This is a genomic window from Pseudomonas sp. MDV22-iso1, assembly GCF_058145095.1.
Window position 1 is genome coordinate 37,824 of sequence record NZ_JBYVMF010000027.1, and the last position, 26,313, is coordinate 64,136.

General features: G+C 60.9%; 20 protein-coding genes and 1 pseudogene. 8 read left to right on the forward strand and 13 right to left on the reverse strand.

Going from position 1 to position 26,313, the window contains the following annotated elements; genetic code table 11:
• Positions 1-6: 6 nt before the first annotated feature.
• The 8 genes from paaB to paaF form a co-directional block, all read right to left on the reverse strand.
• Positions 7-288: a 1,2-phenylacetyl-CoA epoxidase subunit PaaB gene (gene paaB / locus AC3ZVB_RS24470; RefSeq protein WP_003208899.1), complete on the reverse strand. Its 282-nt coding sequence runs from the start codon at positions 286-288 to the stop codon at positions 7-9.
• A 28-nt stretch (positions 289-316) separates the two neighbouring features.
• On the reverse strand, positions 317-1,306 hold the full coding sequence (paaA, locus tag AC3ZVB_RS24475) for a 1,2-phenylacetyl-CoA epoxidase subunit PaaA (protein ID WP_162440992.1): 990 nt from the start codon (positions 1,304-1,306) through the stop codon (positions 317-319).
• 2,025 nt (positions 1,307-3,331) lie between these two features.
• Complete coding sequence (gene paaK, locus AC3ZVB_RS24480; RefSeq protein ID WP_162440993.1) at positions 3,332-4,657, reverse strand: phenylacetate--CoA ligase PaaK; 1,326 nt, start codon at positions 4,655-4,657, stop codon at positions 3,332-3,334.
• Between the two features lie 99 nt (positions 4,658-4,756).
• A complete protein-coding gene (pcaF, locus tag AC3ZVB_RS24485; RefSeq protein ID WP_490147944.1) occupies positions 4,757-5,968 on the reverse strand; it encodes a 3-oxoadipyl-CoA thiolase in 1,212 nt (403 codons plus the stop codon).
• On the reverse strand, positions 5,961-6,410 hold the full coding sequence (gene paaI / locus AC3ZVB_RS24490; protein WP_162441232.1) for a hydroxyphenylacetyl-CoA thioesterase PaaI: 450 nt from the start codon (positions 6,408-6,410) through the stop codon (positions 5,961-5,963). Before paaI ends, pcaF begins: the two co-directional genes overlap by 8 nt.
• Positions 6,403-7,920 (reverse strand): 3-hydroxyacyl-CoA dehydrogenase PaaH, encoded by a 1,518-nt coding sequence (paaH, locus tag AC3ZVB_RS24495; RefSeq protein WP_490147945.1) that lies wholly within the window; start codon positions 7,918-7,920, stop codon positions 6,403-6,405. The genes paaI and paaH overlap by 8 nt, the downstream gene beginning before the upstream one ends.
• A gap of 3 nt (positions 7,921-7,923) precedes the next feature.
• Positions 7,924-8,715: a 2-(1,2-epoxy-1,2-dihydrophenyl)acetyl-CoA isomerase PaaG gene (gene paaG, locus AC3ZVB_RS24500; protein WP_194692560.1), complete on the reverse strand. Its 792-nt coding sequence runs from the start codon at positions 8,713-8,715 to the stop codon at positions 7,924-7,926.
• Positions 8,716-8,775: 60 nt separating this feature from the next.
• Complete coding sequence (gene paaF, locus AC3ZVB_RS24505) at positions 8,776-9,549, reverse strand: 2,3-dehydroadipyl-CoA hydratase PaaF (RefSeq protein WP_490147946.1); 774 nt, start codon at positions 9,547-9,549, stop codon at positions 8,776-8,778.
• 350 nt (positions 9,550-9,899) lie between these two features.
• Between paaF and paaY the strand changes: the two genes are divergently transcribed.
• The 3 genes from paaY (at position 9,900) to feaR (ending at position 12,594) form a co-directional block, all read left to right on the forward strand.
• Positions 9,900-10,499 (forward strand): phenylacetic acid degradation protein PaaY, encoded by a 600-nt coding sequence (paaY, locus tag AC3ZVB_RS24510; protein WP_162440933.1) that lies wholly within the window; start codon positions 9,900-9,902, stop codon positions 10,497-10,499.
• Positions 10,500-10,671: 172 nt separating this feature from the next.
• A complete protein-coding gene (paaX, locus tag AC3ZVB_RS24515; RefSeq protein ID WP_162440932.1) occupies positions 10,672-11,595 on the forward strand; it encodes a phenylacetic acid degradation operon negative regulatory protein PaaX in 924 nt (307 codons plus the stop codon).
• An 84-nt stretch (positions 11,596-11,679) separates the two neighbouring features.
• Positions 11,680-12,594, forward strand: coding sequence for a transcriptional regulator FeaR (gene feaR, locus AC3ZVB_RS24520; protein WP_162440931.1), 915 nt, complete (start codon positions 11,680-11,682; stop codon positions 12,592-12,594).
• Positions 12,595-12,710: 116 nt separating this feature from the next.
• Here the strand turns inward: feaR and tynA are convergent, their stop codons facing one another.
• Positions 12,711-14,999 (reverse strand): primary-amine oxidase, encoded by a 2,289-nt coding sequence (gene tynA / locus AC3ZVB_RS24525; protein WP_490147947.1) that lies wholly within the window; start codon positions 14,997-14,999, stop codon positions 12,711-12,713.
• 226 nt (positions 15,000-15,225) lie between these two features.
• Between tynA and AC3ZVB_RS24530 the strand changes: the two genes are divergently transcribed.
• The 3 genes and pseudogenes from AC3ZVB_RS24530 (at position 15,226) to AC3ZVB_RS24540 (ending at position 19,375) form a co-directional block, all read left to right on the forward strand.
• Positions 15,226-15,726 carry a sigma-70 family RNA polymerase sigma factor gene (locus tag AC3ZVB_RS24530; protein WP_162440929.1) on the forward strand — a complete coding sequence of 167 codons (501 nt, stop codon included), beginning with the start codon at positions 15,226-15,228 and terminating at the stop codon, positions 15,724-15,726.
• Positions 15,727-15,868: 142 nt separating this feature from the next.
• Positions 15,869-16,852 carry a FecR family protein gene (locus tag AC3ZVB_RS24535; protein ID WP_490147948.1) on the forward strand — a complete coding sequence of 328 codons (984 nt, stop codon included), beginning with the start codon at positions 15,869-15,871 and terminating at the stop codon, positions 16,850-16,852.
• Positions 16,853-16,949: 97 nt separating this feature from the next.
• A pseudogene (locus AC3ZVB_RS24540) lies at positions 16,950-19,375 on the forward strand (TonB-dependent siderophore receptor).
• A gap of 138 nt (positions 19,376-19,513) precedes the next feature.
• On the opposite strand, the gene AC3ZVB_RS24545 reads toward AC3ZVB_RS24540, so the two are convergent.
• The gene (locus AC3ZVB_RS24545) at positions 19,514-20,665 is read right to left on the reverse strand and encodes an MFS transporter (protein ID WP_490147949.1); all 1,152 of its coding nucleotides are present in this window, start codon (positions 20,663-20,665) and stop codon (positions 19,514-19,516) included.
• Between the two features lie 164 nt (positions 20,666-20,829).
• On the opposite strand from AC3ZVB_RS24545, the gene AC3ZVB_RS24550 reads away from it, so the two are divergent.
• The gene (locus AC3ZVB_RS24550; protein ID WP_490147950.1) at positions 20,830-21,822 is read left to right on the forward strand and encodes a diaminopimelate epimerase; all 993 of its coding nucleotides are present in this window, start codon (positions 20,830-20,832) and stop codon (positions 21,820-21,822) included.
• A 131-nt stretch (positions 21,823-21,953) separates the two neighbouring features.
• Here the strand turns inward: AC3ZVB_RS24550 and codA are convergent, their stop codons facing one another.
• From codA to AC3ZVB_RS24565, 3 genes are all read right to left on the reverse strand, one after another.
• Entirely contained in the window at positions 21,954-23,201 is a 1,248-nt protein-coding gene (gene codA, locus AC3ZVB_RS24555) for a cytosine deaminase (protein WP_194692472.1), read from the reverse strand.
• Positions 23,202-23,216: 15 nt separating this feature from the next.
• A complete protein-coding gene (gene codB, locus AC3ZVB_RS24560; RefSeq protein ID WP_194692471.1) occupies positions 23,217-24,488 on the reverse strand; it encodes a cytosine permease in 1,272 nt (423 codons plus the stop codon).
• 184 nt (positions 24,489-24,672) lie between these two features.
• Positions 24,673-25,503, reverse strand: coding sequence for an alpha/beta fold hydrolase (locus AC3ZVB_RS24565; RefSeq protein ID WP_490147951.1), 831 nt, complete (start codon positions 25,501-25,503; stop codon positions 24,673-24,675).
• Between the two features lie 260 nt (positions 25,504-25,763).
• On the opposite strand from AC3ZVB_RS24565, the gene AC3ZVB_RS24570 reads away from it, so the two are divergent.
• Positions 25,764-26,225, forward strand: coding sequence for a RidA family protein (locus AC3ZVB_RS24570; protein WP_490147952.1), 462 nt, complete (start codon positions 25,764-25,766; stop codon positions 26,223-26,225).
• Positions 26,226-26,313: the final 88 nt, after the last annotated feature.

Sequence of the window (26,313 nt, forward strand, 5' to 3'; positions counted from 1 at the left end):
TCGACCTCACATGTGCCCGACTTCGGCCGGCAACTCGTAGAAGCTGGCGTGGCGATAGACCTTGTCGTCCGCCGGGTCGAACAGCGGGTCTTTTTCATCCGGCGAGGACGCGGTAATAAGCGCCGACGGCACGACCCACAGGCTCACGCCTTCGCTGCGACGGGTGTACAACTCCCGCGCGTTTTCGATGGCCATGGTGGTGTCGGCGGCATGCACGCTGCCGACATGCTTGTGGTTGAGGCCGTGCTTGCTGCGCACGAAGACTTCAAAAAGGGTCCATTCGGACATGACGGTGTCTCCAGATCAGGTGGCCGAATCAGGCGGCGTTCTTGTTTTGTTTTTTGCGAGCGTGGGCGACCGCGGCTTCACGAACCCAGGCGCCGTCTTCGATGGCTTTGCGTCGGGTGGACACGCGCTCCTGGTTGCACGGGCCGTTGCCCTTGAGCACTTCGTAGAACTCGCTCCACTGGATCTCGCCGAAGTCGTAGTGGCCGCGCTCGGCGTTCCACTTCAGGTCCGGGTCGGGGCAGGTGCAGCCCAGCAGTTCCAGCTGCGGGATGGTCTGGTCGATAAAGCGCTGGCGCAGTTCGTCGTTGCTCTGGCGCTTGATTTTCCAGGCCATGGATTGGGCGCTGTTGGGCGAGTGCTCGTCACTTGGACCGAACATCATCAGCGACGGCCACCACAGGCGGTTGATCGCGTCCTGGACCATGTCTTTTTGCGCCTGATTACCGTGACGCATCATGGTCAGGAGAATTTCGTAGCCCTGGCGCTGGTGGAAACTTTCTTCCTTGCAGATGCGCACCATGGCTCGGGAATACGGGCCGTAGGACGTGCGTTGCAACACCACCTGATTGACGATCGCGGCGCCATCCACCAACCAGCCCACGGCGCCCATGTCGGCCCAGTTCAGCGTCGGGTAATTGAAGATGCTGGAGTACTTGGCCTTGCCGCTGTGCAGCTTGGCGATTTCTTCGTCGCGGTCAGCGCCGAGGGTCTCCATGGCGCTGTAGAGGTAGAGGCCGTGACCGGCTTCGTCCTGAATCTTGGCCATCAGCTGCAGTTTGCGTTTGAGCGTAGGGGCACGGGTGACCCAGTTGCCTTCGGGCAGCATGCCGACGATTTCGGAGTGAGCGTGTTGGGAAATCTGCCGGATCAGGGTCTGGCGATAGGCATCAGGCATCCAGTTTTTAGCTTCGATCTTGATTTCTGAATCGATTTTTTCCTGGAAAGCACGTTCCTGTTCGGACATTTCCGACAGGTCCTTGATGCGCTTGACGCCTGTTTCTACGAGCTGTGCGTACATGGGGGGTCTCCCGCCGTGAATCTGTTTGTTGGCATGGAGAACTTTATAAGCGATACAGAAATTAATATCAAACAGAAAATAACGTGTCGTGTTTGTTTTTTGTATCGCTTTGGGATGTAGGGTCTTGGGTTGGGTTGTTTTCGTAGAAGAAAAACAGCTCGCGATCACGGCCTGCTAGACGATGAGTATTCCCCTGATGCACCCGGATCAAACGGTGGGAGCTGGCCTGCCGGCGATGGCGGCAGGCCAGCCGACCTGACTTTCGAAGCGCACGCGTTCACCTGTGGGAGCCGAGCTTGCTCGCGATGGCGGCCTCATAGCCGACAGGTTTCTTCCAGATGTCCCCGGATCAAACTGTAGGAGTGAGCCTGCTCGCGATGGCGGCCTGATCGGCGGTGAGATTCTTGCTGGAGTACATATCCATTCCTGCGGTCACGGCGGCTATTGGTTTCGCTTTTACAGCGAGTCACTTGGAAAAGCCCCAAGTAACCAAAGGCTCTTGCCCCTTTCGTCCGGTGCCTCGCCGGGGCTCGGCATACCCTCGCTCCGGTCCTGCTCCGTGGGCCCGCCGCGATCGGCCATCCATGGCCGTGCGCGGCTAACCCGGCATCCATGCCGGGTTGCCCACTGCGCAGAACCTGCGCTCGGCCTTCCCATGGGGCAAGAAGATCAAAATCAAAAGCAGATCAAAAACAAAGCGAGGCGGCCTGACAGCCGACCTGACTTTCGAAGCTCACGCATTCACCTGTGGGAGCCGAGCTTGCTCGCGATGGCGGCCTCACAGCCGATCGATATCTTCCTGATGCACCCGGATCAAACTGTAGGAGTGAGCCTGCTCGCGATGGCGGCCTCATAGCCGATGAGTATTTCCCTGATGCACCTGGATCAAACTGTGGGAGCTGGCTTGCCGGCGATGGCGGCCTGATCGGCGGTGAGATTCTTGCTGGAGTACATATCCATTCTTGCGGTCGAGGCGGCTTTTGGTTTCGCCCTTACGGCGAGTCACTTGGAAGAGCGCCAAGTAACCAAACGCTCTTGCCCCTTTCGTCCGGTGCCTCGCCAGGGCTCGGCATACCCTCACTCCGGTCCTGCTCCGTGGGCCCGCCGCGATCGGCCATCCATGGCCGTGCGCGGCTAACCCGGCATCCATGCCGGGTTGCCCACTGCGCAGAACCTGCGCTCGGCCTTCCCATGGGGCAAGAAGATCAAAATCAAAAGCAGATCAAAAACAAAGCGAGGCGGCCTGACAGCCGACCTGACGTTTAGACGTTCCGCCGCTTAGCGTTATCCCTGTAGGAGCTGTCGAGTGAAACGAGGCTGCGATCTTTTGATCCTGGTTTTAAAAGGCAAGATCAAAAGATCGCAGCCTCGTTTCACTCGACAGCTCCTACATGGCGGCGTTTTCCCAATGACATTGCGTCATCGTTAACGTCCATCGCGAGCAAGCTCTGCTCCCACAGGGAAACGCGCAGGCTTCAAGCGTCAGGTCGGCTGTCAGGCCGCCTCGCTTTGCTTTTGATTTTGATCTCAGGCGCCCCGTTAAACCACGCTGGCCGAACGCAGGTATTGCGCAGCGGGTAAACCGGCAAGGATGCCGGTTTAGCCGCGCTGGGCCAGGGATGGCCCATCGCGGCGACCCGCGGAGCAATGCCGGAGTGAGGGCACACCGAGCCCAGGCGAGGTGCCAAGTGGTGGGGCAAGAGCGTTTGGGTTACTTTTGACTGGGCCGGCATTCCGGCTTTTCAAAAGTGACTCGCTGTAAAAGCGAAACCCATAGCGGCCCTGACCGCAGAAATGGATATGTACACCATCAAGAATCTCACCGCCAATCAGGTAGCCATCGCCGGCAGGCCAGCTCCCACAGTTTGATCCGGGTTCATCAGGGAAATACTTATCCGCTCTAAGGCCGCCATCGCTGGCAAGCCAGCTCCCACAGGGAAATCATTCGTTAAAAGGACCGAGCCAATAGCCGCCGCGCCCGCAAAAAAAAGCCCCACAAGAGCGGGGCCGTAAAGGGTGCAGCAGTCATGCTTTAGGGCGTTTGTCCATCACGTGGCACGCTTTGCCCTCGGAGCGCTTGATCGAATGCAGAGGCTGCAAGACGATCCGCGAACTGATCCCGATGTACGTCTTGATATGCCGACTCAGCTCGCCACAGACGGCCTTCTGCTGATCGTCACTCAAATGCTGGTGCTCTGCCTTCAACTCCACATGCACATCAACGCTGTCCAGGTTGCCGTTGCGATACAGATGAATCTCATAACACTCTGAAAGCTGTTTGATTTTCAGCACCTGTTCTTCGATCTGCGTTGGAAACACGTTAACTCCGCGAATGATCAGCATGTCATCGCTACGCCCGGTGATCTTGTCGATTCGGCGCATCGGTCGTGCCGTCCCCGGCAGCAGGCGCGTGAGGTCGCGGGTGCGGTAGCGGATCATCGGCAGGGCTTCTTTGCTGAGGGAGGTGAACACCAGCTCGCCCATTTGTCCGTCAGGCAGCACTTCACCGGTGATCGGATCGATGATTTCCGGGTAGAAGTGGTCTTCCCAGATCGTCGGCCCGTCCTTGGTTTCCGCGCATTCCATGGCGACGCCCGGCCCCATGATTTCCGACAGGCCGTAGATGTCCAGCGCAGTGATGCCCAGACGGTTCTCGATGGCGCTGCGCAGTTCGCCGGTCCAGGGCTCGGCGCCGAAGATGCCGAGGCGCAGGGCCAGTTTGTGCGGGTCGATGCCCTGGCGCTCGATTTCATCGGCGATGTTGAGCATGTAGGACGGCGTGACCATGATGATGTCCGGCTGGAAATCCTTGATCAGTTGCACCTGTTTCTCGGTCTGGCCGCCGGACATCGGGATGACCGTGCAACCCAGGCGTTCGGCGCCGTAGTGGGCGCCCAGACCGCCGGTGAACAGGCCATAGCCATAGGAAATATGCACCTTGTCGCCGCGTCGGCCACCGGCTGCGCGGATCGAGCGGGCGACGACGTTGGCCCAGGTATCGATGTCGTTCTGGGTGTAACCCACAACCGTCGGTTTGCCGGTGGTGCCACTCGATGCGTGCAGGCGGACGACGTCGTGCATCGGTACTGCAAACATGCCGTACGGGTAGTTATCGCGCAGGTCGGTCTTGGTGGTGAACGGAAACTTCGCCAGGTCTTCCAGGGATTTGATGTCGTCGGGATGAACGCCCAGGGCATCGAAACGCTGACGGTACAGCGGCACATTGTTGTAGGCGTGGTTCAGGCTCCAGCGCAGGCGATCCAGCTGGTGGTGGCGCAGTTCGTCGACGCTGGCGGTCTCCAGCGGGTCCAGCATTGGATCAAGCACGGCTTTGGCAATTGGCATGTTCATGATTTCACTCGAATTGTTTTTGTGTTTCAGCCCTTTCGCGGAAGGGCTTTGAGTGCATGCCCCAAGGATACCTCTCGGCTCCTCGGGAATCGCGGTTCTTTAGTCGGACAAACGCTCGATGATCAGCGCGATGCCCTGGCCGACGCCGATGCACATGGTGCACAAGGCATAGCGACCGTTACGTTCTTCCAGCTCGTGCAGGGCGGTCGTCACCAGCCGCGCACCGCTCATGCCCAGTGGATGGCCGAGGGCAATCGCGCCGCCGTTGGGGTTGACCCGTGAATCGGTGTCGCTCAGGCCGAGTTCGCGCAGCACCGCCAGACCTTGTGCGGCAAAGGCTTCGTTGAGTTCGATCACGTCCATGTCGGCGAGGCTCAGGTTGGCCAGTTCCAGCACCTTGCGCGTCGCGGGTACCGGGCCGATGCCCATGATGCGCGGCTCGACACCCGCCGTGGCCATGGCCACCACGCGACCTCGGGCTTTGAGGCCATGACGCTTGGCGATTTCCGGGCTGGCGAGCAACAGGGCACAGGCACCGTCGTTGACCCCGGAGGCGTTGCCGGCGGTGATGCTGCCGCCTTCGCGAAACGGCGTGCCGAGTTTCTGCAGCTGCTCGAGGGTGGTGTCGCCACGGGGATGCTCGTCATGCTCGACGACCTTGGCCGGACCTTTACGCTGCGGGATCTCTACCGCGACGATTTCCCTGGCCAGGCGCCCGCTGGCCTGCGCGGCGGCGGCCCGTTGCTGGCTGCGTAGCGCGAAGGCGTCCTGGTCTGCGCGGGAGATGTTGAACTGCTCGGCGACGTTCTCGGCGGTCTCCGGCATGGAGTCGATGCCGAAGGTTTTTTTCATCAGCGGATTGACGAAGCGCCAGCCGATGGTGGTGTCGTGCATCTGCGCGTCGCGGGAAAATGCCTGCTCGGCTTTGCCCATCACCAACGGTGCACGGGACATCGATTCGACGCCACCCACCAGCATCAACCCGGCTTCACCACAGCGAATCGCCCGGGCTGCGGTGCCGATGGCGTCCAGCCCGGAACCGCACAGACGGTTGAGGGTGGTGCCCGGCACGCTGACTGGCAACCCGGCCAACAGCGCCGACATGCGCGCCACGTTGCGGTTGTCTTCGCCGGCCTGGTTCGCGCAGCCGTAGATCACGTCGTCCACTGCATTCCAGTCGACCTGCGGATGACGGCGCAGCAGTTCACGCAGCGGCACGGCGCCGAGGTCGTCGGCGCGCACGCTGCTCAAGGCGCCGGCGTAGCGGCCGATCGGGGTCCGCACCGCGTCGATGATCAAGGCGTCATTCATTCGGGGTCTCCTGCGCGAGCACTGTCCCGCGCACTTTGTAGGATTTGCCATGGAACAGCGCGATCAGCTGGCCCTGTTGGTTTTCTATGCGTACGTCGTAGTTGCCGGTGCGGCCGGAGCGGCTTTGCTCGATGCAATCGGCGGTCAGTGTGTCGCCCTGATGTGCCGGGGCGATGTAGTCGATGCTGCAACCGATGGCCACCGTGGCGTCGTTGTAGCTGTTGCAGGCGAAGGCGAATGCCGAGTCGGCGAGGGCGAACAGGTAGCCGCCGTGGCAGGTGCCGTGACCTTGAATCATGTCGGCGCGCACGCTCATGCCGACCCGGGCACAACCCGGCGCGGCGGAGAGCAGGCGCATGCCCATGGCCTGGCTGGCGGCGTCGCGCTTGAGCATGGTTTGGGCACACTGGCTGGCCAGGTTCATGGCTTCGTGGTTAGTCATGGAACGTTCTCCCTTCAGCGACCCGGCGACGCAGCAGCAGCGACGGGCGATAGCGTTCTTCGCCGTAACCGGCGTGCAGGTTTTCCAGTACGGTCAGGACGTGTGAAAGCCCGATGGCATCGGCCCAGGCCAGCGGGCCCTGGGGATAATTGACCCCGGCGCGCATGGCCAGATCGACGTCGGCAGACGAAGCCACGCCTTGCAGCACGGCGTCGGCGGCTTCGTTGGTGAGCATCGCGACCGTGCGCAACACGGCCAGGGCCGGGCTGTCGCTGAGTCGGCTGACGGTGAATCCAGCGCACTGCAGCAAGGCGATGCCCTGGTCCAGCGCGGAGTCGGTGATATCGGCTGAGCAACTGATGGCAATCCGTTTGGCCTGACCGTAGTCGGACGCCAGATCAAGCAGGATCAGGTTGCGCAAGCCGTCTTCCGCAGCGCGTTGGCAGGCCATGCGCCCGTCACTCAAGGCCAGCACCGCGTCGCCGACCCGCAACAGGCCTTGGCCGTCGCGCTGGATAACGCCGATGCCATGGTCACGCAAGCGCGGGATCAGTGTGTTGGCGATGCCGAGATCACCTTCCACAATGGCGGTTTCAACGGCTGCACTGCTGTTGATTTCACTCGGGTGAGGGCGGGAAGCACCTTCTGCATAGCTGTAAAACCCCTGACCGCTTTTACGCCCCAGGCGGCCAGCCTCGACCAGTTCTTTCTGGATCAACGAAGGCAGGAAGCGTGTGTCGCCGTAGTAGGCATCGAACACCGAACAGGTCACGGCGTAGTTGACGTCATGGCCGATCAGATCGGTCAGCTCGAACGCGCCCATCGCAAAGCCACCGGCATCGCGCATCAACGCATCCAGCGTCGGGCAGTCGGCGGCGCCTTCCTGCAGCAGGCGCAAGCTTTCGGCGTAGAACGGGCGCGCGACACGGTTGACGATGAAGCCCGGCGTCGAACGGGTGTGCACCGGTTTTTTACCCCAGGCTTTGGCGGTGTCGTACAGGCATTCGGCGAGCGCCGGATCGCTGGCCAGGCCCGAGACGATTTCCACCAACGCCATGATCGGTGCCGGATTGAAGAAGTGCAGGCCGAGCAGGCGTTGAGGATGATTCAGCTGCGCGGCGATGCTGGTGATCGACAGCGACGAGGTGTTGCTGGCGAGGATGCACCGTTCGCCGCAGACACTTTCCAGTTGGCGGAAGAGCGCGCGCTTGACCTCAAGGTTCTCGACGATGGCTTCGATGACCAACTCGCAATCGGCCAGCGCTTCGATGGCTTCCACGGCGTGCAGGCGGGCGATGGTTGCTGTCCGTGCGTTGCTTGAAAGCTTGCCCTTTTCGACGCGCTTGCCCAGCTGCCGGTCGATGCCTTCGATGGCCTGTGCGGCGGCGCCCGGACGGTTGTCCAGCAGCAACACCGGATGGCCGGCCTGTGCGGCGACCTGGGCGATGCCGGCGCCCATGGCCCCGGCGCCGATCACTGCAATAAGTGCGTTTGTGTTCAGTGCCGTCATGACTCAGCGCCCCTTGAAACTTGGGCTGCGTTTTTCCATGAAAGCGCCGACGCCTTCACGGTAGTCCTCGCTGCGCCCGGCCAGGCGCTGCAGGTCCTTTTCGAGTTCGAGCTGTTCGTCGAAGGTGTTGCTCAGGCTCGCATTCAAGCTGCGTTTGATCAGTGCCAGGCCATAGGTTGGTTGCGTGGCCAGATGGCGGGCGAGGGTCAGGGCTTCGGCGCGCAGTTCGGCGTCATCAACGACGCGGTAGATCAGCCCCCATTGCTCGGCCTGTTCGGCGCTCAGGCGATTGCCCAGCAAGGCCAGGGCCTTGGCGCGGGCCATGCCGACCAGGCGCGGCAAGGTCCAGGTGCCGCCGGAATCCGGAATCAGACCGATCTTGCAGAAGGCTTGAATGAAGCTTGCCGAACGCGCCGCCAACACCAGATCGCACGCCAGCGGGATGTTGGCGCCGGCACCGGCGGCAACGCCATTGACCGCGCAGATGACCGGCAGTGGCAGGTCGCGCAATTGGCGGATCAGCGGGTTGTAGAACTTCTCGATGGACTCACCCAGATCCGGCACGGCACTGCCCGGCGCGACGTTTCGGTCGCTGAGGTCTTGTCCGGCACAGAAGCCGCGGCCTTCACCGGTGAGCAGCAGTACGCGCACGTCCGGGTTCTGCCGCACCTGTTTCAGCGCTTCCTTGACCTCGCCATGCATCTGCGTGTTGAAGCTGTTGAGCTGGTCCGGCCGATTGAGGCTGAGCAGGGCGACACCGGCCTCGATGGAAAACAGGATGTGTTCGAAGTTCATGGTTATGGCGCTCTCTGAGAAGTCGTTCGCTGCTTTTTAAGGTGGTGAGGGGGCGGCGGGTTATTCGCCGGTGAAGGTCGGCGTGCGCTTTTCCTGGAACGCCCGAATGCCTTCGTCACGGTCGCGGGTGCCGGCCAGCACGGTGAACGCATGGCGTTCGAAGCGCAGGCCGCTGGCCAGGTCGGTGTCCATGGCCTTGAGCAAGGATTCCTTGGCCAGGCGCACCGCCAGCGGAGCCTTGCCTGCAATGCTGCGGGCAATCTGCAGGGCGCGCTCGACGGTGAATTCCGGTTGAGTCACTTCACTCACCAGGCCGGCGCGCTGGGCCTGGCGAGCGTCGATCGCCTCGCCGGTCAGGACCATTTGCATCGCCATGGATTTGCCGACCGCGCGCAGCAAGCGTTGGGTGCCACCGGCGCCGGGCATGATCCCGAGATTGATTTCTGGCTGGCCGAAGCGGGCGTCTTCCCCGGCAACAATGATGTCCGCGTGCATCGCCAGTTCGCAGCCGCCGCCCAGGGCGAAGCCGTTGACGGCGGCGATCAAGGGTTTGTTGAAGCGGGTGATGGTCTGCCACGAAGCCTGGCGCGGGTCGTCGAGGATGCCGACCAGATTGCGTTCGGCCATTTCCTTGATGTCGGCGCCGGCCGCGAAGGCTTTGCGGCTGCCGGTCAGGACCACGACGCGGGTGTTTGCGTCGGCCTGGGCGGCATCCAGTTCGCCGGCCAGCTCACCGAGCAATTCGGTGGTCAGGGCGTTCAGCGCTTGCGGACGCTGCAGGGTGATCAGGCGAACGCCCGGCTCGATGAACTCGACAGCAAGTGTTACAGGCATGGCAGATGCCCTCACGGTGCACGCTCGGCGGTGATGCCGGCTCATTATTGGATCGGCGCGAGGCCGGTTTTGCCGGAGTATACCTACAACGTGATACGTAAATGCAACTGAAAAAACTGATTAATGTGTCTTATTGGTTGTGTTCAGGTTTTTGAAACGGATGTTTGATTAGAAGCTTGTTGCGGGTTTTTCCCCTGTTTTATTGACGTAACGACCTGTTTTTCTTCTGTAATACGCCGCGGCTGTTGCGGACTCATTAAGTGATACGGTTTTTTGTCTTTGTGATGTCAAAAGCGATGTGATACAAAATGAATCAACTTCGGCATCGCTTTCGCTTATTAGGAAATCCCATGACCTGCTACAGCCTTGATGGTTTGACTCCGGTGGTTGACCCCACGGCCTACGTTCATCCGTCGGCCGTTCTGATTGGCGACGTGATCATCGGTGCGCATTGCTACGTCGGGCCGCTGGCCAGCCTTCGGGGCGACTTTGGCCGGATCGTGCTGGAAGAGGGCGCCAACCTGCAGGACACTTGCGTGATGCACGGTTTTCCGGACAGTGACACGGTGGTCGAGCGCAATGGTCATATCGGTCACGGCGCCGTGCTGCATGGTTGCCGGATTGGTGCGGATGCACTGGTGGGCATGAATGCGGTGGTGATGGATAACGCGCTCATCGGTGCGCGGTCGTTTGTATCGGCGGCGGCCTTTGTCAAAGCGGGGTTCGAATGCCCGGAGCAATCACTGGTGATGGGCGCGCCGGCCAGCGTCAAGCGCAGTCTCAGCGATGAGGAAGTGGCGTGGAAACAAGCCGGTACCCGTGCGTATCAGCAACTGGCCCAGCGTTGCCTTGAACAGATGCAAGTGTGCGAACCCTTGACCGAGCCGGAGCCCGATCGACCGCGTATCAGCGACAGTGGCCTGCGGCCCAAGGGTAGCGGCCTTTCGTGATCACTGTGGCGAGGGGATTTATCCCCGTTGGGTTGCGGAGCAGCCCCAAAAATGGGACCGCTGCGCAGTCCAACGGGGATAAATCCCCTCGCCACGGTAGCTCCTGCAGGGATCCGCGATTAACCGGTAGACATTCGGTATATTCCTTTTCTTTTTTCAGCTCGGTACGCCCATGTCGTCCCTGACACCTTTGAACCACCTGATTACCCGCTTCCAGGAACAGACGCCCATTCGCGCCAGTTCCTTGATCATCACGTTGTACGGAGATGCCATCGAGCCCCATGGCGGGACCGTCTGGCTGGGTAGCCTGATCCAGTTGCTCGAACCGATCGGTATCAACGAGCGGCTGATCCGCACCTCTATTTTCCGTCTGACCAAAGAAGGCTGGCTGACCGCCGAGAAAGTCGGACGTCGCAGCTACTACAGCCTCACCGGCGCCGGTCGCCGGCGTTTCGACAAGGCGTTCAAGCGGGTTTACAGCTCCACCGTGCCCGCCTGGGACGGTTCGTGGAGCCTGGTGATGCTCACGCAACTGACCCAGGACAAGCGCAAACAAGTGCGCGAAGAACTGGAGTGGCAAGGTTTTGGTGCGATCTCGCCAGCGGTACTGGCCTGCCCGCGCAGTGACCGGGCCGACCTCAATGCAACGCTGCTTGAACTCGGCGCGCAGGAAGAGACCATCGTTTTCGAAACGACCGCCCAGGATGTGCTGGCCTCCAAAGCCTTGCGTTTGCAGGTGCGCGAGAGCTGGAACATCGAGGAACTGGCGACCCATTACAGCGAGTTCATCCAGCTGTTCCGACCGCTCTGGCAAGCGCTTCGCGAGCAGGAGAACCTGCAACCGGCCGACTGTTTCCTGGCACGGGTCCTGCTTATTCACGAGTACCGCAAATTGCTGTTGCGCGACCCTCAGCTGCCGGACGAATTGCTGCCCGGCGACTGGGAAGGACGCGCTGCCCGCCAGTTGTGCCGCAACATTTATCGATTGATTTACGCCAAGGCCGAGGAGTGGCTGAACAGTGCGCTGGAAACCGCTGACGGGCCGTTGCCCGATGTGGGTGAAAGTTTCTACCGACGGTTTGGCGGGCTGAAATAGTCCGTTTTTACCCGAGCGCATTGCGGTCAGGGAGGACCAGGGGATTGGCGTAGATAATAAAAACAAGCCTGCGTGAGGCCCGACATGATTTCTTCAATTGCACAGCGCCGTGATGGATTTGATCAGTGGATTCATCAGATCAACCAGATCTGTGGCGCCTTTAATGCTCAACCCCTGGGCGAGGCGTTTGCCGGCCAGATCCTGGAACATCAGGACGGCGCGTTGAAGCTCAGTTTTGTCGACGCCTGCCAGGCGCGGCTGTATCGCACGCCGCTGGAGGTCGCGGCGGGCGAGGGTGGCAAATACTTTGCGGTGTTCCAGCTCGACGGCTCGGCGGGCATGGCTCAGGGCGACAACAAGGTGTTGCTTTCGGCGGGTGACATCACCCTGATCGACGCGTCGCGCCCCAGCGACTTCACCTACAGTGAAAACTCCCGTCAGTTGTCGCTGATCCTGCCCTCGCAACTGGTGGAGCAGACGCTGCGTTTCAATCAGGTGCGATGCGGTCACCGGATCGCGGCGACATCGCCCATCGCCATGCTGTCCCAGCGCTTGGTACTCGACGCCACGCGGCAAAAATGCCTGAGCCGCCAGGAAAGTGAAGCGACGCTGGAGGCCATTGTCAGCCTGCTGCGCCCGGCGATCAGTCAGTCAGATGACGGCAGCGACGCGCACGAGCGCACCTTTCGCAGGACCCTGAGTTTTATCGATCAGCACATCCGCTCGGAAGAGCTCTGCCCCGAGTGGCTGGCGCGGGAAGTCGGCATGTCCACGCGCGGGCTGTATCGAATGTTTGCCAAGAAGGGCCTGGTGGTCGCGCGTTACATCAAGAACCGGCGTCTGGATTTGTGTGCCGAGTCTTTGCGGCAGGCGCGGACCGAGCAGAAGTTGTCGGTGTTGGGGTATTCGTGGGGGTTTTCGGATTCGAGCTACTTCTCCACCGCCTTCAAATCACGCTTCGGTATCTCACCGGGCGAGTACCGCAAGAAGCACGCCTGAAACGCGGTCCCCTGTAGGAGTGAGCCTGCTCGCGATAGCGGAGTGTCAGTCAACATCATTGGTGACTGACACTCCGCTATCGCGAGCAGGCTCACTCCTACAGGGATTTGCGTTGATTATTGAGGGACGTTCAGGTTCAGCGTCGGCGTTTCATCGAAGAAATTCCACGGCTTGAGCAGGACGTGCACCCATTCCGTCGGCATGATCGGCCACTCTTCCGCCCTGGCGATGTGGGTGGTGCCGGTGGTCAGCCACACCACGTTATCGGTGTTTTCGATGGGCTGGTTATCGTCGGTGAACTGGCCGAGGCCGGAGTCTTTGTCCGAGCGGTTCGGGTACTTGCCTTCCGGGTATTTCTCATCCGGGTTGTAGCGTGTCACCCACAGTTGTTTGTCCATGAAACTCAAGCGGTGATAGAGCCATTCGTCCTTGCCGAAGTTGGCGCCCTTGGCCACCGGGTGCGTACCACCGGCATAAGGAATCAACTGGTAGGACACCGGATTGCCGACCTTGTTTTCCTTGCTGAAGTTGGTCAGCAGGCGAACGGTCGAGGGATCGAATTTCTGCGCCGCCTGCTGTTCGGTGCCGACCACCTGTTGTTCTGTCTGCATCGTACTGGTCCGCGGTCCGCCGCGTTCGTTGGGGGCAACCACCGGGTTCACTTCCACCAGCGAGTTGTTCTCGCCGTCCACGTCCATGTCGAGGCGGAAGTTGTAGATGTGCTGGTGGGTGGTGCCGACAATGTTGTGGTCAAGCAGGGTGCCGTAGCGCGTGTCTTCCTTGGCGGTTGCGTCGCGCATGGTGCTGGATTTCACGCCCTTGACCGCTTCGATCCCGGTGGCGCCGGCATCGATTCCGATGGTGCCGTTCTGCTGGAAAACCCAATCGAAAATGTAGTCGTAGTTGCCGACGGTGCTGATCCAGCGCACCACCAGTTCACGCCGTTCGGTGCTGAGGTTGGGCTGGCCCATTTCCTGGTGTTTGTACTCGGGGCCCGCGTAGCGCTCGAACACCGCCATGGCGCGGGGAATCGCGGTCGGCGTGCCCGTGTAGTCAGCGATGGTAGCGTCCAGTAGCACGGCGTTTGCCGGTGCGTCCTTGCCCCGGGCGATAGGCGAGGTCAGGGTGCCCATGCCGTAATCGCCTGAGTCCAGGTAAGCCTTGAAATACCAGCCGCCGTCGGGATCGCCATAGGGCACGATCATGCCGCCCAGCGAACCTTCGTACATGACCTTGCGTTTCCTGCCCTTGTCGTCATAGGTCACGGTGGACAGGATCGGGCCGACCCGCGAATCGAGGCGAACGTGGAAGTCCCAGTTTTGCCAGTGAATGCTGTTGCCAGTGATCGTGTAGTTCTTGCCTTCCGGCTCGGTGATTTCCAGCGGCTTGACGGCAACCCCCTTGCGTCCGCGACCGTCGTAAGGCGTTGGTTTCATCGGCACAGGGATGACGCCACCGTCTTCGATCTTGATCAGTTTTTTCTGTTCAAGGTCGACTATGGCCACCAGCCCTTCGATCGGATGGGCCCAATAGTTGCCATCACCGGTGTTCAGGTAGCTGACGATTTTCAGCAACCGTTTGTCCTGCGCCAAGCCGTCCTTGCCGTCGAAATACCCGACCGTCAAGGGCGTTGCCACGACCTTTTTCACATCGGATATACCGCGCTTGGCCAGCGCCTGGGCATACTCCGGGCTGGCCTCTATGGCCGATTGCACGGTGCCGAAGTCGTCCAGCAAGACCATGCCGTGGGCGCCTTCGATCGGCTTCCAGGACAGGATGGACTGACTGTCGAGATCGATCAGCGCTTCGATCACGTGCTTGCCGTCGAGCACCACGATGTTGGCCTGACGGGGCTGGGCGACGGTTTGGCCGGTGAGGGCAAACGTCCACACCTGATCCTTGGGCGGCTCATGGATCGACACTTCGGTGAAGCGAAACCCGGTTTTGTAATGATCGGAGCGTTTGACGATGTCCACCGCACGGTTGATTTCGTCGGCGCTTAACGGGTTGAGCGGGTTAGGCCGGGTCTCGACCACAAATGTCTTGTCCAGGCCGGACTGGAACACCTGGTTGATGAAGTCCTTGGACATGTAGGCGGTCTGGCCCTTGAATACCACCGGCACGGTCAATTCCATGCGCTTGCCGTTGAGCATCGCCACTTTGCTGTCCGGCTTGACCTTGAGGTAGACGCCGTCCTTGGCGATCACGAACAGGTTGGCGTAATCGTCCCATTTGACCGTCGCGCCGAATGCCTCAAGGCCTGCTTGCAGCGGCACCATTTCGGCATGACCGCTGTGAGCATTGGCCTGAGTGATCCAGCCGGGCAGGCCGAGCAGGCTCAAGGCAATGGCCAGCGCGAGCCGGGTGCGCGGTTTTCTGTTGGGTGCTGCGACGGTGGTGAACATTTGCGGGGTTCCTATGGGCAAGCCAAGTGACAGGCACACGTGCACTTTGCTACAGCCCGTGCAGAGCTTGTTTGGGATGCCTGCCAGAATCCTTTGGCTGCGTGCCTAAATCAACTTTTCACATGTTGGTCCGGCTGAAGTGCCCTCGGTAGCGCCGGTCTGGAATCCATTGCTTCGGCTTAATAGGAAGCATTACTATTCGCACCCCTCTCCACAGCGCGCCGCAATGACCCCCAAGCTGCCTCGCAAACATGGCTTTTTCGAGCATTACGAAGAGTTGGTTGGCACCTGGACCCGTCGCCTGAGAAATCGTCAGCAGGCCGAGGACCTTGCCCACGACACCTTTGTGCGGGTGCTTGAGTCCGATTCGGCGGCGGTGGAGCAGCCTCGGGCGTACTTGCACCAGACCGCGCGCAACATCGCGGTGGATGGATATCGGCGTGAGGATCGGCGGTGCGCCATGGAGTCGGAGGCGATCGATCACAGTGTGTCGTCGTCCGGCGACCCGGAGCATTTCATGCAGGCGATCCAGTTGGCTGACTCCATCGAGCGGGCGCTCGCCGAACTGCCAGTCAATTGCCGCAAGGTGTTCGTCTGGCAGAAGATCGAGGGCCTGACCCAGGCCGAAATCGCCGAACGCCTGGGCCTGTCCAAGAACATGGTGGAAAAGTATATGATCCGCACCCTGCGGCATCTGCGCGATCGGCTGGACGGGTTGCAATCATGATGCGTAATGCTCTGTGTAGGAGCTGCCGCAGGCTGCGATCTTTTGATCTTGCTTTCAAAACTCAACGTCAAAAGATCGCAGCCTGCGGCAGCTCCTACATAAGGCAGATCGCATTTCAATCCCTAAGCCGACAGGAACTTCCATGATGGATACTCGTGATTGCGCGTGCGGGCAAACGGCGGTTCGCGATGAGGCGGCGCGGTGGTTTGTGCGTTTGCAGGAACCGGTCGTGGACGTGGAAGAGCGCCAGCGTTTTGAAGTCTGGCTAGGGGAACATCCGCAGCATCGCGATGAGTTTCAGGTGCTTCAAGGATTGTGGTCTGCCGCTGACCTGGTGCCGGCGGCGCGTTTGCAGGCGTTGTGCGAAGCCCCGCCAGCGCGCAGCAAGCGTCGTCCTTTGATGCGCTATGCCGTGGCCGCCAGTGTGTTGGCCGTGGCGCTGGGGCTTGGTTTGTTCAGTGGTTTTAAATCCCCGGGCCCCTACACCGCCGAGTTCTCCACGGCGCTGGGTGAGCGTCGGCAGGTGGCATTGCCCGATGGCTCGGTAATCGACTTGAACAGCCGCAGCCGGGTTCAGGTGCGTTATGAACAGGACCTTCGTCACATCGAACTGAGCGAAGGCGAGGCGATGTTCAGTGTTGAACACGACACCCGCCGACCTTTTGTCGTGGCGTCTGGAAGCGGAAAAATCACCGTCACCGGAACCCGTTTCGATGTGCGTCGTGACCCTGCTGAAACCCGGGTCGTGGTAGAGCAGGGCACGGTCAAGGTCCAGGGGCGGGATGCAGCCGACAACGAATTTGTCAGCCTCACTGCCGGGACCGGGACGCGTGTGGATGCCAAGGGTTTTGTCACAGCGGCGTATGCGGTCAATCCCGCGGAGCTTACTGCCTGGCGCAGCGGCAAGCTGGTGTTCAACAACGCGAGCCTGAGCGAAGTCGCTGCCGAAGTGTCCCGTTACCGGGAGAAACCTCTCAGGGTCGGCAATGAAAAAGTCGGCAATCTGCGCCTGACCAGCGTGTTCAAATCCGACAACACCGACGCCTTGCTAAAAGCCTTGCCGAACATTTTGCCGGTGGCTGTGCGCACCCTCGATGACGGCAGTCAGGAAATAATTTCAAAATAGATTCAGGTTTTTTTTGAGTTCTTCGTCTTCTTGTCCAACTGCAACTGGTTTGCATTAACAAACGCACACTCTTGCGATCCACAGGACAACGTTCGACGTGAAAAAAACCATCGCTAACAACAACAAAACTTCCTGGCTGCGGCTTGCGCTCGCGTTGGCCATCAGCTCGGCGTTGCCCCAGGCATTCGCCGCCGACGCTATTCACATCCAGGCGCAGCCTTTGGGCCAGGCCTTGAGTCAGTTGGGTCAGCAAACGTCGCTGCAGGTTTTTTTCAGTCCTGAACTGGTGGCCGGCAAACAGGCGCCGGCCGTGGACGGTAACTTCTCGCCGGAGCAGGCCTTGCGTCAGTTGCTGCAGGGCAGTGGCCTTGAGTATCAGATCGATGAAGGTTCGGTGACCCTGACGCCGGCACCGACTTCCGCTGCCAACGGACCGCTGGAGCTGGGCGTAACCGACATCAAGGTGGTCGGCGACTGGCTCGGTGACGCCGATGCCGCCGTGGTGCAAAACCACCCGGGTGCGCGGACGGTGATTCGCCGCGAAGCGATGGTCGAGCAGGGCGCAATGACCGTCGGCGACGTGTTGAAGCGTGTGCCGGGCGTGCAAGTGCAAGACGCCAATGGTACGGCGGCAGCGATATTTCCCTGAACGTCGGCGTGCGCGGCCTGACCTCGCGGCTGTCGCCTCGCTCCACCGTGCTGATCGACGGCGTGCCTGCCGCGTTTGCGCCCTACGGTCAGCCGCAACTGTCCATGGCCCCTATTTCGTCCGGAAACCTCGACAGCATCGATGTGGTGCGCGGTGCGGGCTCCGTGCGTTATGGACCGCAGAACGTGGGCGGCGTGATCAACTTCGTGACTCGCGCCATCCCGGAAAAAGCCTCCGCTGAAATCGGCACCACCCTGGAAACCTCCCGGCACGGTGGCTGGAAGCACATCGATACGGCGTTTGTCGGCGGCACGGCCGACAACGGCATCGGCGTGGCCCTGTTGTATTCGGGCGTCAACGGCAACGGGTACCGCGAGCGCAACAACGGTAACGACATCGACGACGTGATCCTCAAGACCCATTGGGCGCCCACCGATGTCGATGATTTCAGCCTCAACTTTCACTACTACGACGCCAGCGCCGACATGCCCGGTGGCCTGACCCAGGCGCAGTACGACGCCGATCCGTTTCAGTCCGACCGCAACAACGACAACTTCAGCGGGCGCCGCAAGGACGTCTCGTTCAAATGGGCCCGGCAGATCGACGACCGCACCCAGGCCGAAGTGCTGACCTATTACTCCGACAGCTTCCGGGGCAGCAACATTGCCGCTCGCGATCAGCAGACCCTCGGCTCGTTCCCGCGCACGTACTACACCTTCGGCATCGAGCCGCGCGTGTCCCGCGTGTTTGACGTCGGCCCGACCACTCAGGAAGTCAGTGTCGGTTATCGCTACCTGAAGGAAGGCATGCACGAGACGGCGAGTCGTCTGGGGCTTAACGGCAGCAATGAGCCGGTGGTGCGTCCGGGTGCCGACGGGCACGTCTATCAGGACCGTACGGGGGGCACTGAAGCCAACTCCGTGTACGTCGATAACAAGATCGACGTCGGCAACTGGACCGTGACGCCGGGCATTCGCTTCGAGCACATCAGCACTGACTGGCATGATCGGCCGGTGCTCGATACCGCCGGTAGGCCGGTGACCGAGAAGAATCGCAGCATCGAAAGCAACGAGCCTCTGCCAGCCTTGAGCGTGATGTATCACCTGTCCGACGCCTGGAAGCTGTTCGCCAACTACGAAACCTCGTTTGGCAGCCTGCAATATTTCCAGCTCGGCCAGGGCGGCTCGGGTGACGACACGGCCAACGGCCTGAACCCGGAAAAGGCCAAGACCTACGAGGTGGGCACGCGTTACAACGATGATGTGTGGGGCGGTGAGGTGACGCTGTTCTACATCGACTTCGATAAGGAACTGCAGTACATCAGCAATGACGCGGGCTGGACCAACCTGGGGGCGACGACCCACCAGGGTCTCGAGGCCTCGGTGCACTACGACATGGTTGCCCTGGATCCCCGGCTCGAAGGCCTGAGCGCCAACGCCGGATTCACCTATACCCGCGCCGTGTACGAAGGGGAAATCCCGGGCTTCAAGGGCCGTGACTTGCCGTTCTATTCGCGCCAGGTGGCGACCGCCGGCCTGCGCTATGACGTCGATCGCTGGACCTGGAACGTCGATGCCTTCGCCCAATCCAAACAGCGCTCACCGGGCACTGCGGTGAATGCCGATGGCAGCTTCAGCGGCAACTACATCACCGAAGGCACGGCGGACGGTCAGTACGGTGACATTCCGGGCTACGTCACCTGGAACGTGCGCGGCGGTTATGACTTTGGTGCGACGCTGTCGAACCTGAAAGTCGGTGCCGGGGTGAAGAACATCTTCGACAAGCAGTACTTCACTCGCTCCAGCGATAACAATGCGGGGATGTATGTGGGGGCACCGCGGACGTTCTTTGTGCAGGCCAGTGTCGGGTTTTAATCGCAATCGAAAGAGCGATAACAACCCTGTGGCGAGGGAGCTTGCTCCCGCTGGGTCGCGCAGCGGCCCCAACAAAATGGGCCTGCTGCGCAGTCCAGCGGGAGTAAACTCCCTCGCCACAATTGATTGCGGTGCTTGTTAAACCTTCAACACCTTGCCACCAATGGCCACCGCCACCAGCAGCACCGCCATCAAACCAAAGGCAAAACTCAAGCTGCTGGCATGGGCGATGAAGCCGATGACCGCAGGTCCCGCGAGAATTCCCGCGTAACCCAGGGTGGTAATGGCGGGTATGGCGACGCTTTCGGGCATGACCGTCTGTTTGCCCACCGCGGTGAATAGCACCGGCACGATGTTCGAACAGCCGGCCCCCAGCAGCACATAGCCCACCAGCGCAAATTCCCAGTTCGGCGCAAACGTGGCCAAAAACAGGCCCGCGGCGGCCGTCAGCCCTCCAAATACCATCACCCGTGTCGCGCCGAGACGACGGACAATCCGGTCGCCTGTCAGACGCCCCACGGTCATGGTCAATGCAAATGCGGCGTAACCCAACCCCGCATACGCCGTATCGATGCCGCGTTCCTGCACCAGGAACACCGCACTCCAGTCCAGCGCCGCGCCTTCGGCGAGGAACACGATGAAGCACATCCCGCCGATGAACAGCACGATACCGTGGGGAATGGCGAACGCCGGCCCCGAGCGTTCACTGCCGTAAGACAGCATGTGCGGCGCGGCCTTGCACAGCGCGACCAGCAGTAATACAGCCACCACCAGCATCGCCGTCAATGGCGAAAACCCGAAGCCGAGCAAGGCGCTGACACCCGCCGCACCGACGATTCCGCCGAGGCTGAACATCCCGTGGAAACCCGACATCATGGTTTTGCCACTGGCCCGCTCGACGATCACCGCTTGCAGGTTGACGGTCGAATCCACCGTGCCCAGGCCCGCACCGAACATGAACAGCACCGCGATCAGCCCCGGTATCGACGACACGGTCGCCAGCAGTGGCAGGGCTGCACAGATCAACAATGTCCCGCCGATGGTCACTCGCCGACAGCCGAAGCGCGAAGCCAGAACCCCGGCCAGCGGCATCGCCAGAATCGAGCCCACGCCCAGGCATAACAGCAGCAGGCCGAGCGTGCCTTCATCCAGCCCGGCGCGAGCCTTGGCGTACGGCACCAACGGCGCCCAGGCGGCGATGCCGAAACCTGCGATGAAGAAAGCGACGCGCGTGGACATTTGTTCCAGGCGTCCGGGAACGAAGGTGGCTGGGGTGTTGAGGTTGCTCATATCAATCCTTGGAAAAAACATTGCGTCCCCAAGGGACAGTCACTCGACCGTTGGGTTCGGCGAGCGTCCGCCGGGGGTGTGATCAGGCAGGACGACATCCTTGCACAGCCCGCACCTGTTTCGCGATATGTTGAGGTCATCGACGATTGATACAGGGGAGCGTAATGACGCCGTTTTACGACGCACGAGGCAATATCTACGGGGTGGTGGCACCGCAAGCCGTTCGGCTGCAGGGCATCGACTTGCCAGCCGATGCGGGGCAGGCCGCGCACGGTCGCGAGGACTGGGCGTTGTCGGCCATCGAGGCATTCTGCGGTTGGGCCCCGGGCACGCAACCGCCCGGCAGCAAGGACCATCGTTGTGACGGGTTGCTGGTCGGCCCGTTTCAATCGGCCCCACCCTTCGATGTGCTGATCGTCAACACCGACGGCACGCTGGCCGAGCGCAGTGGCAATGGGTTGACGATTTTTTCCCAGGCGCTGAGCGATCAAGGGCTTTTTCCAGCACACGAGACGTGTTTACTCAGGGTTCATCACGACAAGGCCGATACGGTTTCGCCGGGTGAAACGTCGGTGAGCATCGCACAGGTCGCCGGCGTTCAGGGCTTCTGGCTGGACCTGGGCCAACCGTCCTTCGGGCCGGGGGCGGTGAGTGCTCACGGGGCAGGCGAGGTGATGTTCAACGGCCGTGAACTCAATCATGTACAACCGCTGTCGGCGCTTGATCCGGCATGGTCCCGCAGCCAGTTCGTGCGGGTAGGCAATCCGCATTGCGTGACCCTCGTTGACGATGCTAATGCGCTGCCGAGCAATGAGCAGATGCGTGAAACGCCGTTGTCCGACGGCCTGACCCGCATCGCCTATGCCATGCCAACCGGTGCCGGTGAACCCTGTCCCGCGGGGATCAATCTGCAATGGGCAATGCGGGAGGCCGAAGGGCGGATCGTTGCGCGGGTTTTTGAGCGTGGGGAAGGGCCGACGGCGTCGTCGGGCACCAGCGCCAGTGCGGTGGCCTGTGCGGCCTGGCGGGTGGGCTGGGTGGCGGCTGGCGAAGTGAAGGTGGTGATGCCGGGCGGCACGGCGCCGATTTTGCTTGAAGAGTCTGGTGGGGAGCTGAGCGGGGTCAGGTTGTTTGGTACGGCGAAGTTGATGGGTTGACGGTGAGATTGCCATCGCGAGCAGGCTCACTCCCCCAGTGGATCGCTTGCGTACACAAATCCTGTGTCCACTGAAGATCCAGTGTGGGGGTGAGCCTGCTCGCGATGGGGCCAGCCGGGTCAACGGAAATCTCAGAGCTGACCACCAAAAAATTCCACCTCCGGCATTGTCCGCTTCACCAACACCTTCCCGTCCCGAATCGAATACAGCGGCAACCCCTGGCTGCGAATGACCTCGTAATCACTGTCCGCCGACAGGATCAGCAAATTCGCCGGCCGCCCGCGCTCCAGGCCGTAACGATCACCCAATGCCATGGCCCTGGCGCTGTTGTCGGTGACCAGGTCCAGCGCGCTTTGCAGGTTGCGGTACCCGAGCATGTGGCAGATGTGCAGGCCGGCTTCGAGCACCCGCAGGATGTTGCCGTTGCCCAGCGGGTACCACGGGTCGACGATCGAATCCTGGCCGAAGCACACGTTCATGCCCGCTTCGAGCAGCTCGTTGACCCGCGTCACGCCGCGGCGTTTCGGGAAGTTGTCGTAACGCCCTTGCAGGTGAATGCTTTCGGTCGGGCAGGAGACAAAACTGATCCCCGAGTGCCCGAGCAGACGAAACAGCTTTGCGCAGTACGCGTTGTCGTAGGAACCCATCGCCGTGGTGTGGCTGGCGGTGACCCGCGAGCCCATGTCGCGGCTGCGGGCCTCTTCGGCCAACACTTCCAGGAAGCGCGAGTGCGGGTCGTCGGTTTCGTCGCAGTGCACGTCCACCAGGCAACCGGTGCGTTCGGCCAGGTCCATCAGGAACTTCACTGAACTGACGCCCTGATCGCGGGTGTACTCGAAATGCGGAATCCCGCCTACCACATCGGCGCCCATGCGAATCGCTTCTTCCATCAGCTCGCGACCATTGCGGTAAGACTCGATGCCTTCTTGCGGGAACGCCACGATCTGCATGTCGACCAGGTGGCGGCTTTCCTCGCGCACTTCGAGCATCGCCTTAAGTGCCGTGAGTTGCGGGTCGGTGACGTCGACGTGGGTGCGCACGTGCTGGATGCCGTGGGCGGCCAGGGCCTGGAGGGTTTTGCGCGTGCGGGTCTTGGTGTCTTCCTCGGTGATCGTGACCTTGCGCTCGCTCCAGCACTCGATGCCTTCGAACAGCGTGCCGCTCATGTTCCAGCGCGGCTCGCCGGCGGTGAGGGTGGCGTCGAGGTGGATGTGCGGCTCAACGAACGGTGGAATCACCAGATTGCCGCCGGCATCCAGATCGTCGGGGCCCAGGGTGGGCGCCTCGGTCTGACGCGCGATGCTGCTGATCAGGCCGTTTTCCAGGTGCAATTCATGCAGGCCTTCTTGGTTGCGCAGGCGGGCGTTGATGATGTGCATCAGGCGAATCCTTTTTCAGAGATCTTGTAAGGGTGCGTTGGCGACTCGAGCACCAAAAACGCCGGTCAGTAGCACATACGTTAGCGCGGCAGCGGCAATCCCTACCAGCGGTGCGACCCACGGCGAGCTGAAAGCGGCCACCGTGCCGACCGCATAAGCGCTCAAGCCGGGCCAGTTGAACGCCGGTAAACGCGTGTCGGCCAGACGTGGATATTGACCACGGTAGCGGAAGAAGAAATCCGCCATGATCACGCCGCCTATCGGCGGAATCACCGTGCCCAGCAGAATCAGATACGGCACCAGCAGGTCGTACATACCCAGCAGCGCCAATGCGGTGCCAATCACCGCGCCGACCAGGGTCACGGTCTTGCGTCGGTCGGTGCGCAGCAGGTTGCAACCGGCGACGGCGAAGTTGTAGATGGTGTTGTCTTGGGTGCTCCAGATGTTGAGCAGCAGCATGGCCATCGCAGCCATGGCAAAACCTTGCAGCAACAGCACTTCAACCACGTCCGGTTGTTGATAGACGATCGCCCCGTAGGCGCCGATCAACACCATCAGGCCGTTGCCGATGAAGAAACCGATCAGACTCGCCAGTACCGCAACCCTGGCCGAGCGCGAAAAACGCGTCCAGTTGGTGGCTTGCGTGGCGCCGCTGACGAAGGTGCCGAACACCAGGGTAATCGCGGTCGACCAATCCAGCGTGCCTGTCGGCACCACGGCCAGCAAACCGTCGAGCCCGCCGACTTTTACCGTGGCGACCCACATGGACAGCATCAGCAGCAACATCATCGCGGGCACGGCGATCCAGGACAGGATTTCCAGACCGCGATACCCGACATAAGCAGTGGCGCAGAAGCCCAGGCCGAACAGCACCATCAGACCCAGCACGGTCCCGTCGCTCAACTCGAAATACTTGCCCAGTACGACGGCAGCCGTGGCCGTGCCCCAGGCGTACCAGCCGATCTGGGTAAAACCGAGGATCAGATCGCTGAGCTTGCTGCCCACCTCGCCGAAGCAGAACCGGCCCATCAACACCGAATTGAGCCCGCTTTTGAAGGCGATGTAGCCCAGTCCTGCGGCGTACAGGCCAAGCAGCAGATTGCCGACGATGATCACCATCATCATTTCGCCGAAACTGAACGCCACACCGAGCTTGCCGCCGGCAAACATGGTGGCGGTGAAAAACGTAAAACCGAGCAACACCATGGCCGTTGAGGCCAGGCCTTTACGGGCATGCATCGGGACTTCGCTGAGGGGATAGTCGTTGCCGGGAGCGTTCTGCGTCATGGGGCGTTCCTTGCTGGAGGGGAAGACGCGGAGGGTGTTGCAGTGGTCGTGCCAATGGCGTTGGTCTGGTTATGTATAGCCGAGGCTGATCATTTGGCGCGGCAGAGGGCACAAAAGCGGTGCACTCGAACACTCCGTATCCTTTGTAGGAGCAAGCTTTGCTCCTACAAAGGATTGAGTTTGTTCAGGGGGAAGTCTGGAGTGGCAGGAATCTGAGCAGCGCCGCAACAATGGCCTCCGGCGCGTCCTCTTGCACCAGGTGCCCGGCATTGGGGATGGCATGCAACTGGGCACCGGGAATCATCTGTTGCAGCGCTCGCCCACGCTCGATGGGAATCCACTCATCGTCTTCACCCCACAGGATCTGCACCGGACAGCGGATCGTTGGGTAGCGCGTTTCAGCTTCGCGGGTATAGCGCGTGTCCATCTGGGCGATCTGCCGATAGAACGCCGCTTGCCCTTCATCCCCCAGCCAGGGCTGTACGTAGGGGGCGAGTTCGTCGTCCGTGATCTCGCGCTTGATCGCCCCGCGAATGTAGGCCGGCACGATGGCGCGCTGAATGTAGTCCGGCACACCGCTGAACGCCGCTTCATGTTGGCGCACATGCTGCACGAACGGCGAACCCCAGGGCGTCAGCGCTACCGGATCGATCAGGGTCAGGCTGCGGTAATCCTTGCCATTGAGCAGATGCGCCCGCAACGCCGTGGCACCGCCGAAATCGTGGGCCACCACATCCGGGCACGCCAGGCCCCAGTGGTCGAGCAGTTGGGCCAACAGGTCGTTCTGCACACCCAGGGAAACATCGCCGTCGATTTTCTCGGATTGCCCGTAACCCAGCAGGTCGAAGTAATGCACCCGATGGGAAGCGATGAAGTGCGGCGCGATACGGTGCCAGACGTAAGAAGAGAACGGCGTGCCATGCACGAACACCAGGGGCGGTCCGTCGCCGCGCACGGCGAAGCGGATGGAATGTCCGTTGAAGCGATAGGTTTGAGGCAGCGGCCAGTCAGCCATACGCGTGTCCTCTTGGCGGGGGAGAAGCAAAAGCATAGGCAAAAAACCGCCTGCTTCGGACGTTTTTTATCCCGTGAAATTCACGTCGGCAAAGGTGTAGGAAAGGTCCAGGTTTGCGAGGCGTTTTTTCCTATATTCAGGATTGCAGGGGACTTCTTTCACAGCGTGTTGCCAGGGCCTGATTTCTCATTGAAGCGGTCGGCATACTCCGCCGACACCAATGAGTTTAGGAGCACGTAACTTTGAAAAAGATTTCATGGATGACTGGCAGTATTTTAACAATGAGCATCTTGCTGGCGGGATGTGCGAACGTTGGCGATCGGCCCAATGGCGCCAAGGACGCAAAGCCTGTCGAGTTTATCGATTCCGGTCGGTATAACTTGCCATTCTCTGATGCCGTCCAGGTGAGCGCTACGAAGTTGTTATTCATGTCGGGCACAATCGGTGCCGAGCCAGGATCTGACCAGTTGGTAAAAGGTGGCATTGAACCGGAGTCACGTCAGGCATTGGACAATATTAAAACGGCTCTGGAATCCAACGGTTATGAAATGACGGACGTGGTCAAGTGCACAGTGATGCTGGCCGATATAGCAGAATGGCCCGCCTTCAATGAGGTGTACAAAACTTACTTCAGTAAACCTTATCCCGCTCGCAGTGCGTTCGGTGGCACCCAGCTTGTTTATGGTGCACGACTGGAGCTGGAGTGCATCGCGGCAAAATAACCGCGACAGATCCAGACAAAAACGCCCCGAACAGTCGGGGCGTTTTTTTAGATGCTTGCAGCATCTTCGTAGTTAACGTGTTGGCATT

Coding starts and splice junctions, on each gene's coding strand:
- paaB (WP_003208899.1), bottom strand. CDS start 288: ATGTCCGAATGGACCCTTTTTGAAGTCTTCGTGCGCAGCAAGCACGGC.
- paaA (WP_162440992.1), bottom strand. CDS start 1,306: ATGTACGCACAGCTCGTAGAAACAGGCGTCAAGCGCATCAAGGACCTG.
- paaK (WP_162440993.1), bottom strand. CDS start 4,657: ATGAACATGCCAATTGCCAAAGCCGTGCTTGATCCAATGCTGGACCCG.
- pcaF (WP_490147944.1), bottom strand. CDS start 5,968: ATGAATGACGCCTTGATCATCGACGCGGTGCGGACCCCGATCGGCCGC.
- paaI (WP_162441232.1), bottom strand. CDS start 6,410: ATGACTAACCACGAAGCCATGAACCTGGCCAGCCAGTGTGCCCAAACC.
- paaH (WP_490147945.1), bottom strand. CDS start 7,920: ATGACGGCACTGAACACAAACGCACTTATTGCAGTGATCGGCGCCGGG.
- paaG (WP_194692560.1), bottom strand. CDS start 8,715: ATGAACTTCGAACACATCCTGTTTTCCATCGAGGCCGGTGTCGCCCTG.
- paaF (WP_490147946.1), bottom strand. CDS start 9,549: ATGCCTGTAACACTTGCTGTCGAGTTCATCGAGCCGGGCGTTCGCCTG.
- paaY (WP_162440933.1), top strand. CDS start 9,900: ATGACCTGCTACAGCCTTGATGGTTTGACTCCGGTGGTTGACCCCACG.
- paaX (WP_162440932.1), top strand. CDS start 10,672: ATGTCGTCCCTGACACCTTTGAACCACCTGATTACCCGCTTCCAGGAA.
- feaR (WP_162440931.1), top strand. CDS start 11,680: ATGATTTCTTCAATTGCACAGCGCCGTGATGGATTTGATCAGTGGATT.
- tynA (WP_490147947.1), bottom strand. CDS start 14,999: ATGTTCACCACCGTCGCAGCACCCAACAGAAAACCGCGCACCCGGCTC.
- AC3ZVB_RS24530 (WP_162440929.1), top strand. CDS start 15,226: ATGACCCCCAAGCTGCCTCGCAAACATGGCTTTTTCGAGCATTACGAA.
- AC3ZVB_RS24535 (WP_490147948.1), top strand. CDS start 15,869: ATGATGGATACTCGTGATTGCGCGTGCGGGCAAACGGCGGTTCGCGAT.
- AC3ZVB_RS24545 (WP_490147949.1), bottom strand. CDS start 20,665: ATGAGCAACCTCAACACCCCAGCCACCTTCGTTCCCGGACGCCTGGAA.
- AC3ZVB_RS24550 (WP_490147950.1), top strand. CDS start 20,830: ATGACGCCGTTTTACGACGCACGAGGCAATATCTACGGGGTGGTGGCA.
- codA (WP_194692472.1), bottom strand. CDS start 23,201: ATGCACATCATCAACGCCCGCCTGCGCAACCAAGAAGGCCTGCATGAA.
- codB (WP_194692471.1), bottom strand. CDS start 24,488: ATGACGCAGAACGCTCCCGGCAACGACTATCCCCTCAGCGAAGTCCCG.
- AC3ZVB_RS24565 (WP_490147951.1), bottom strand. CDS start 25,503: ATGGCTGACTGGCCGCTGCCTCAAACCTATCGCTTCAACGGACATTCC.
- AC3ZVB_RS24570 (WP_490147952.1), top strand. CDS start 25,764: ATGACTGGCAGTATTTTAACAATGAGCATCTTGCTGGCGGGATGTGCG.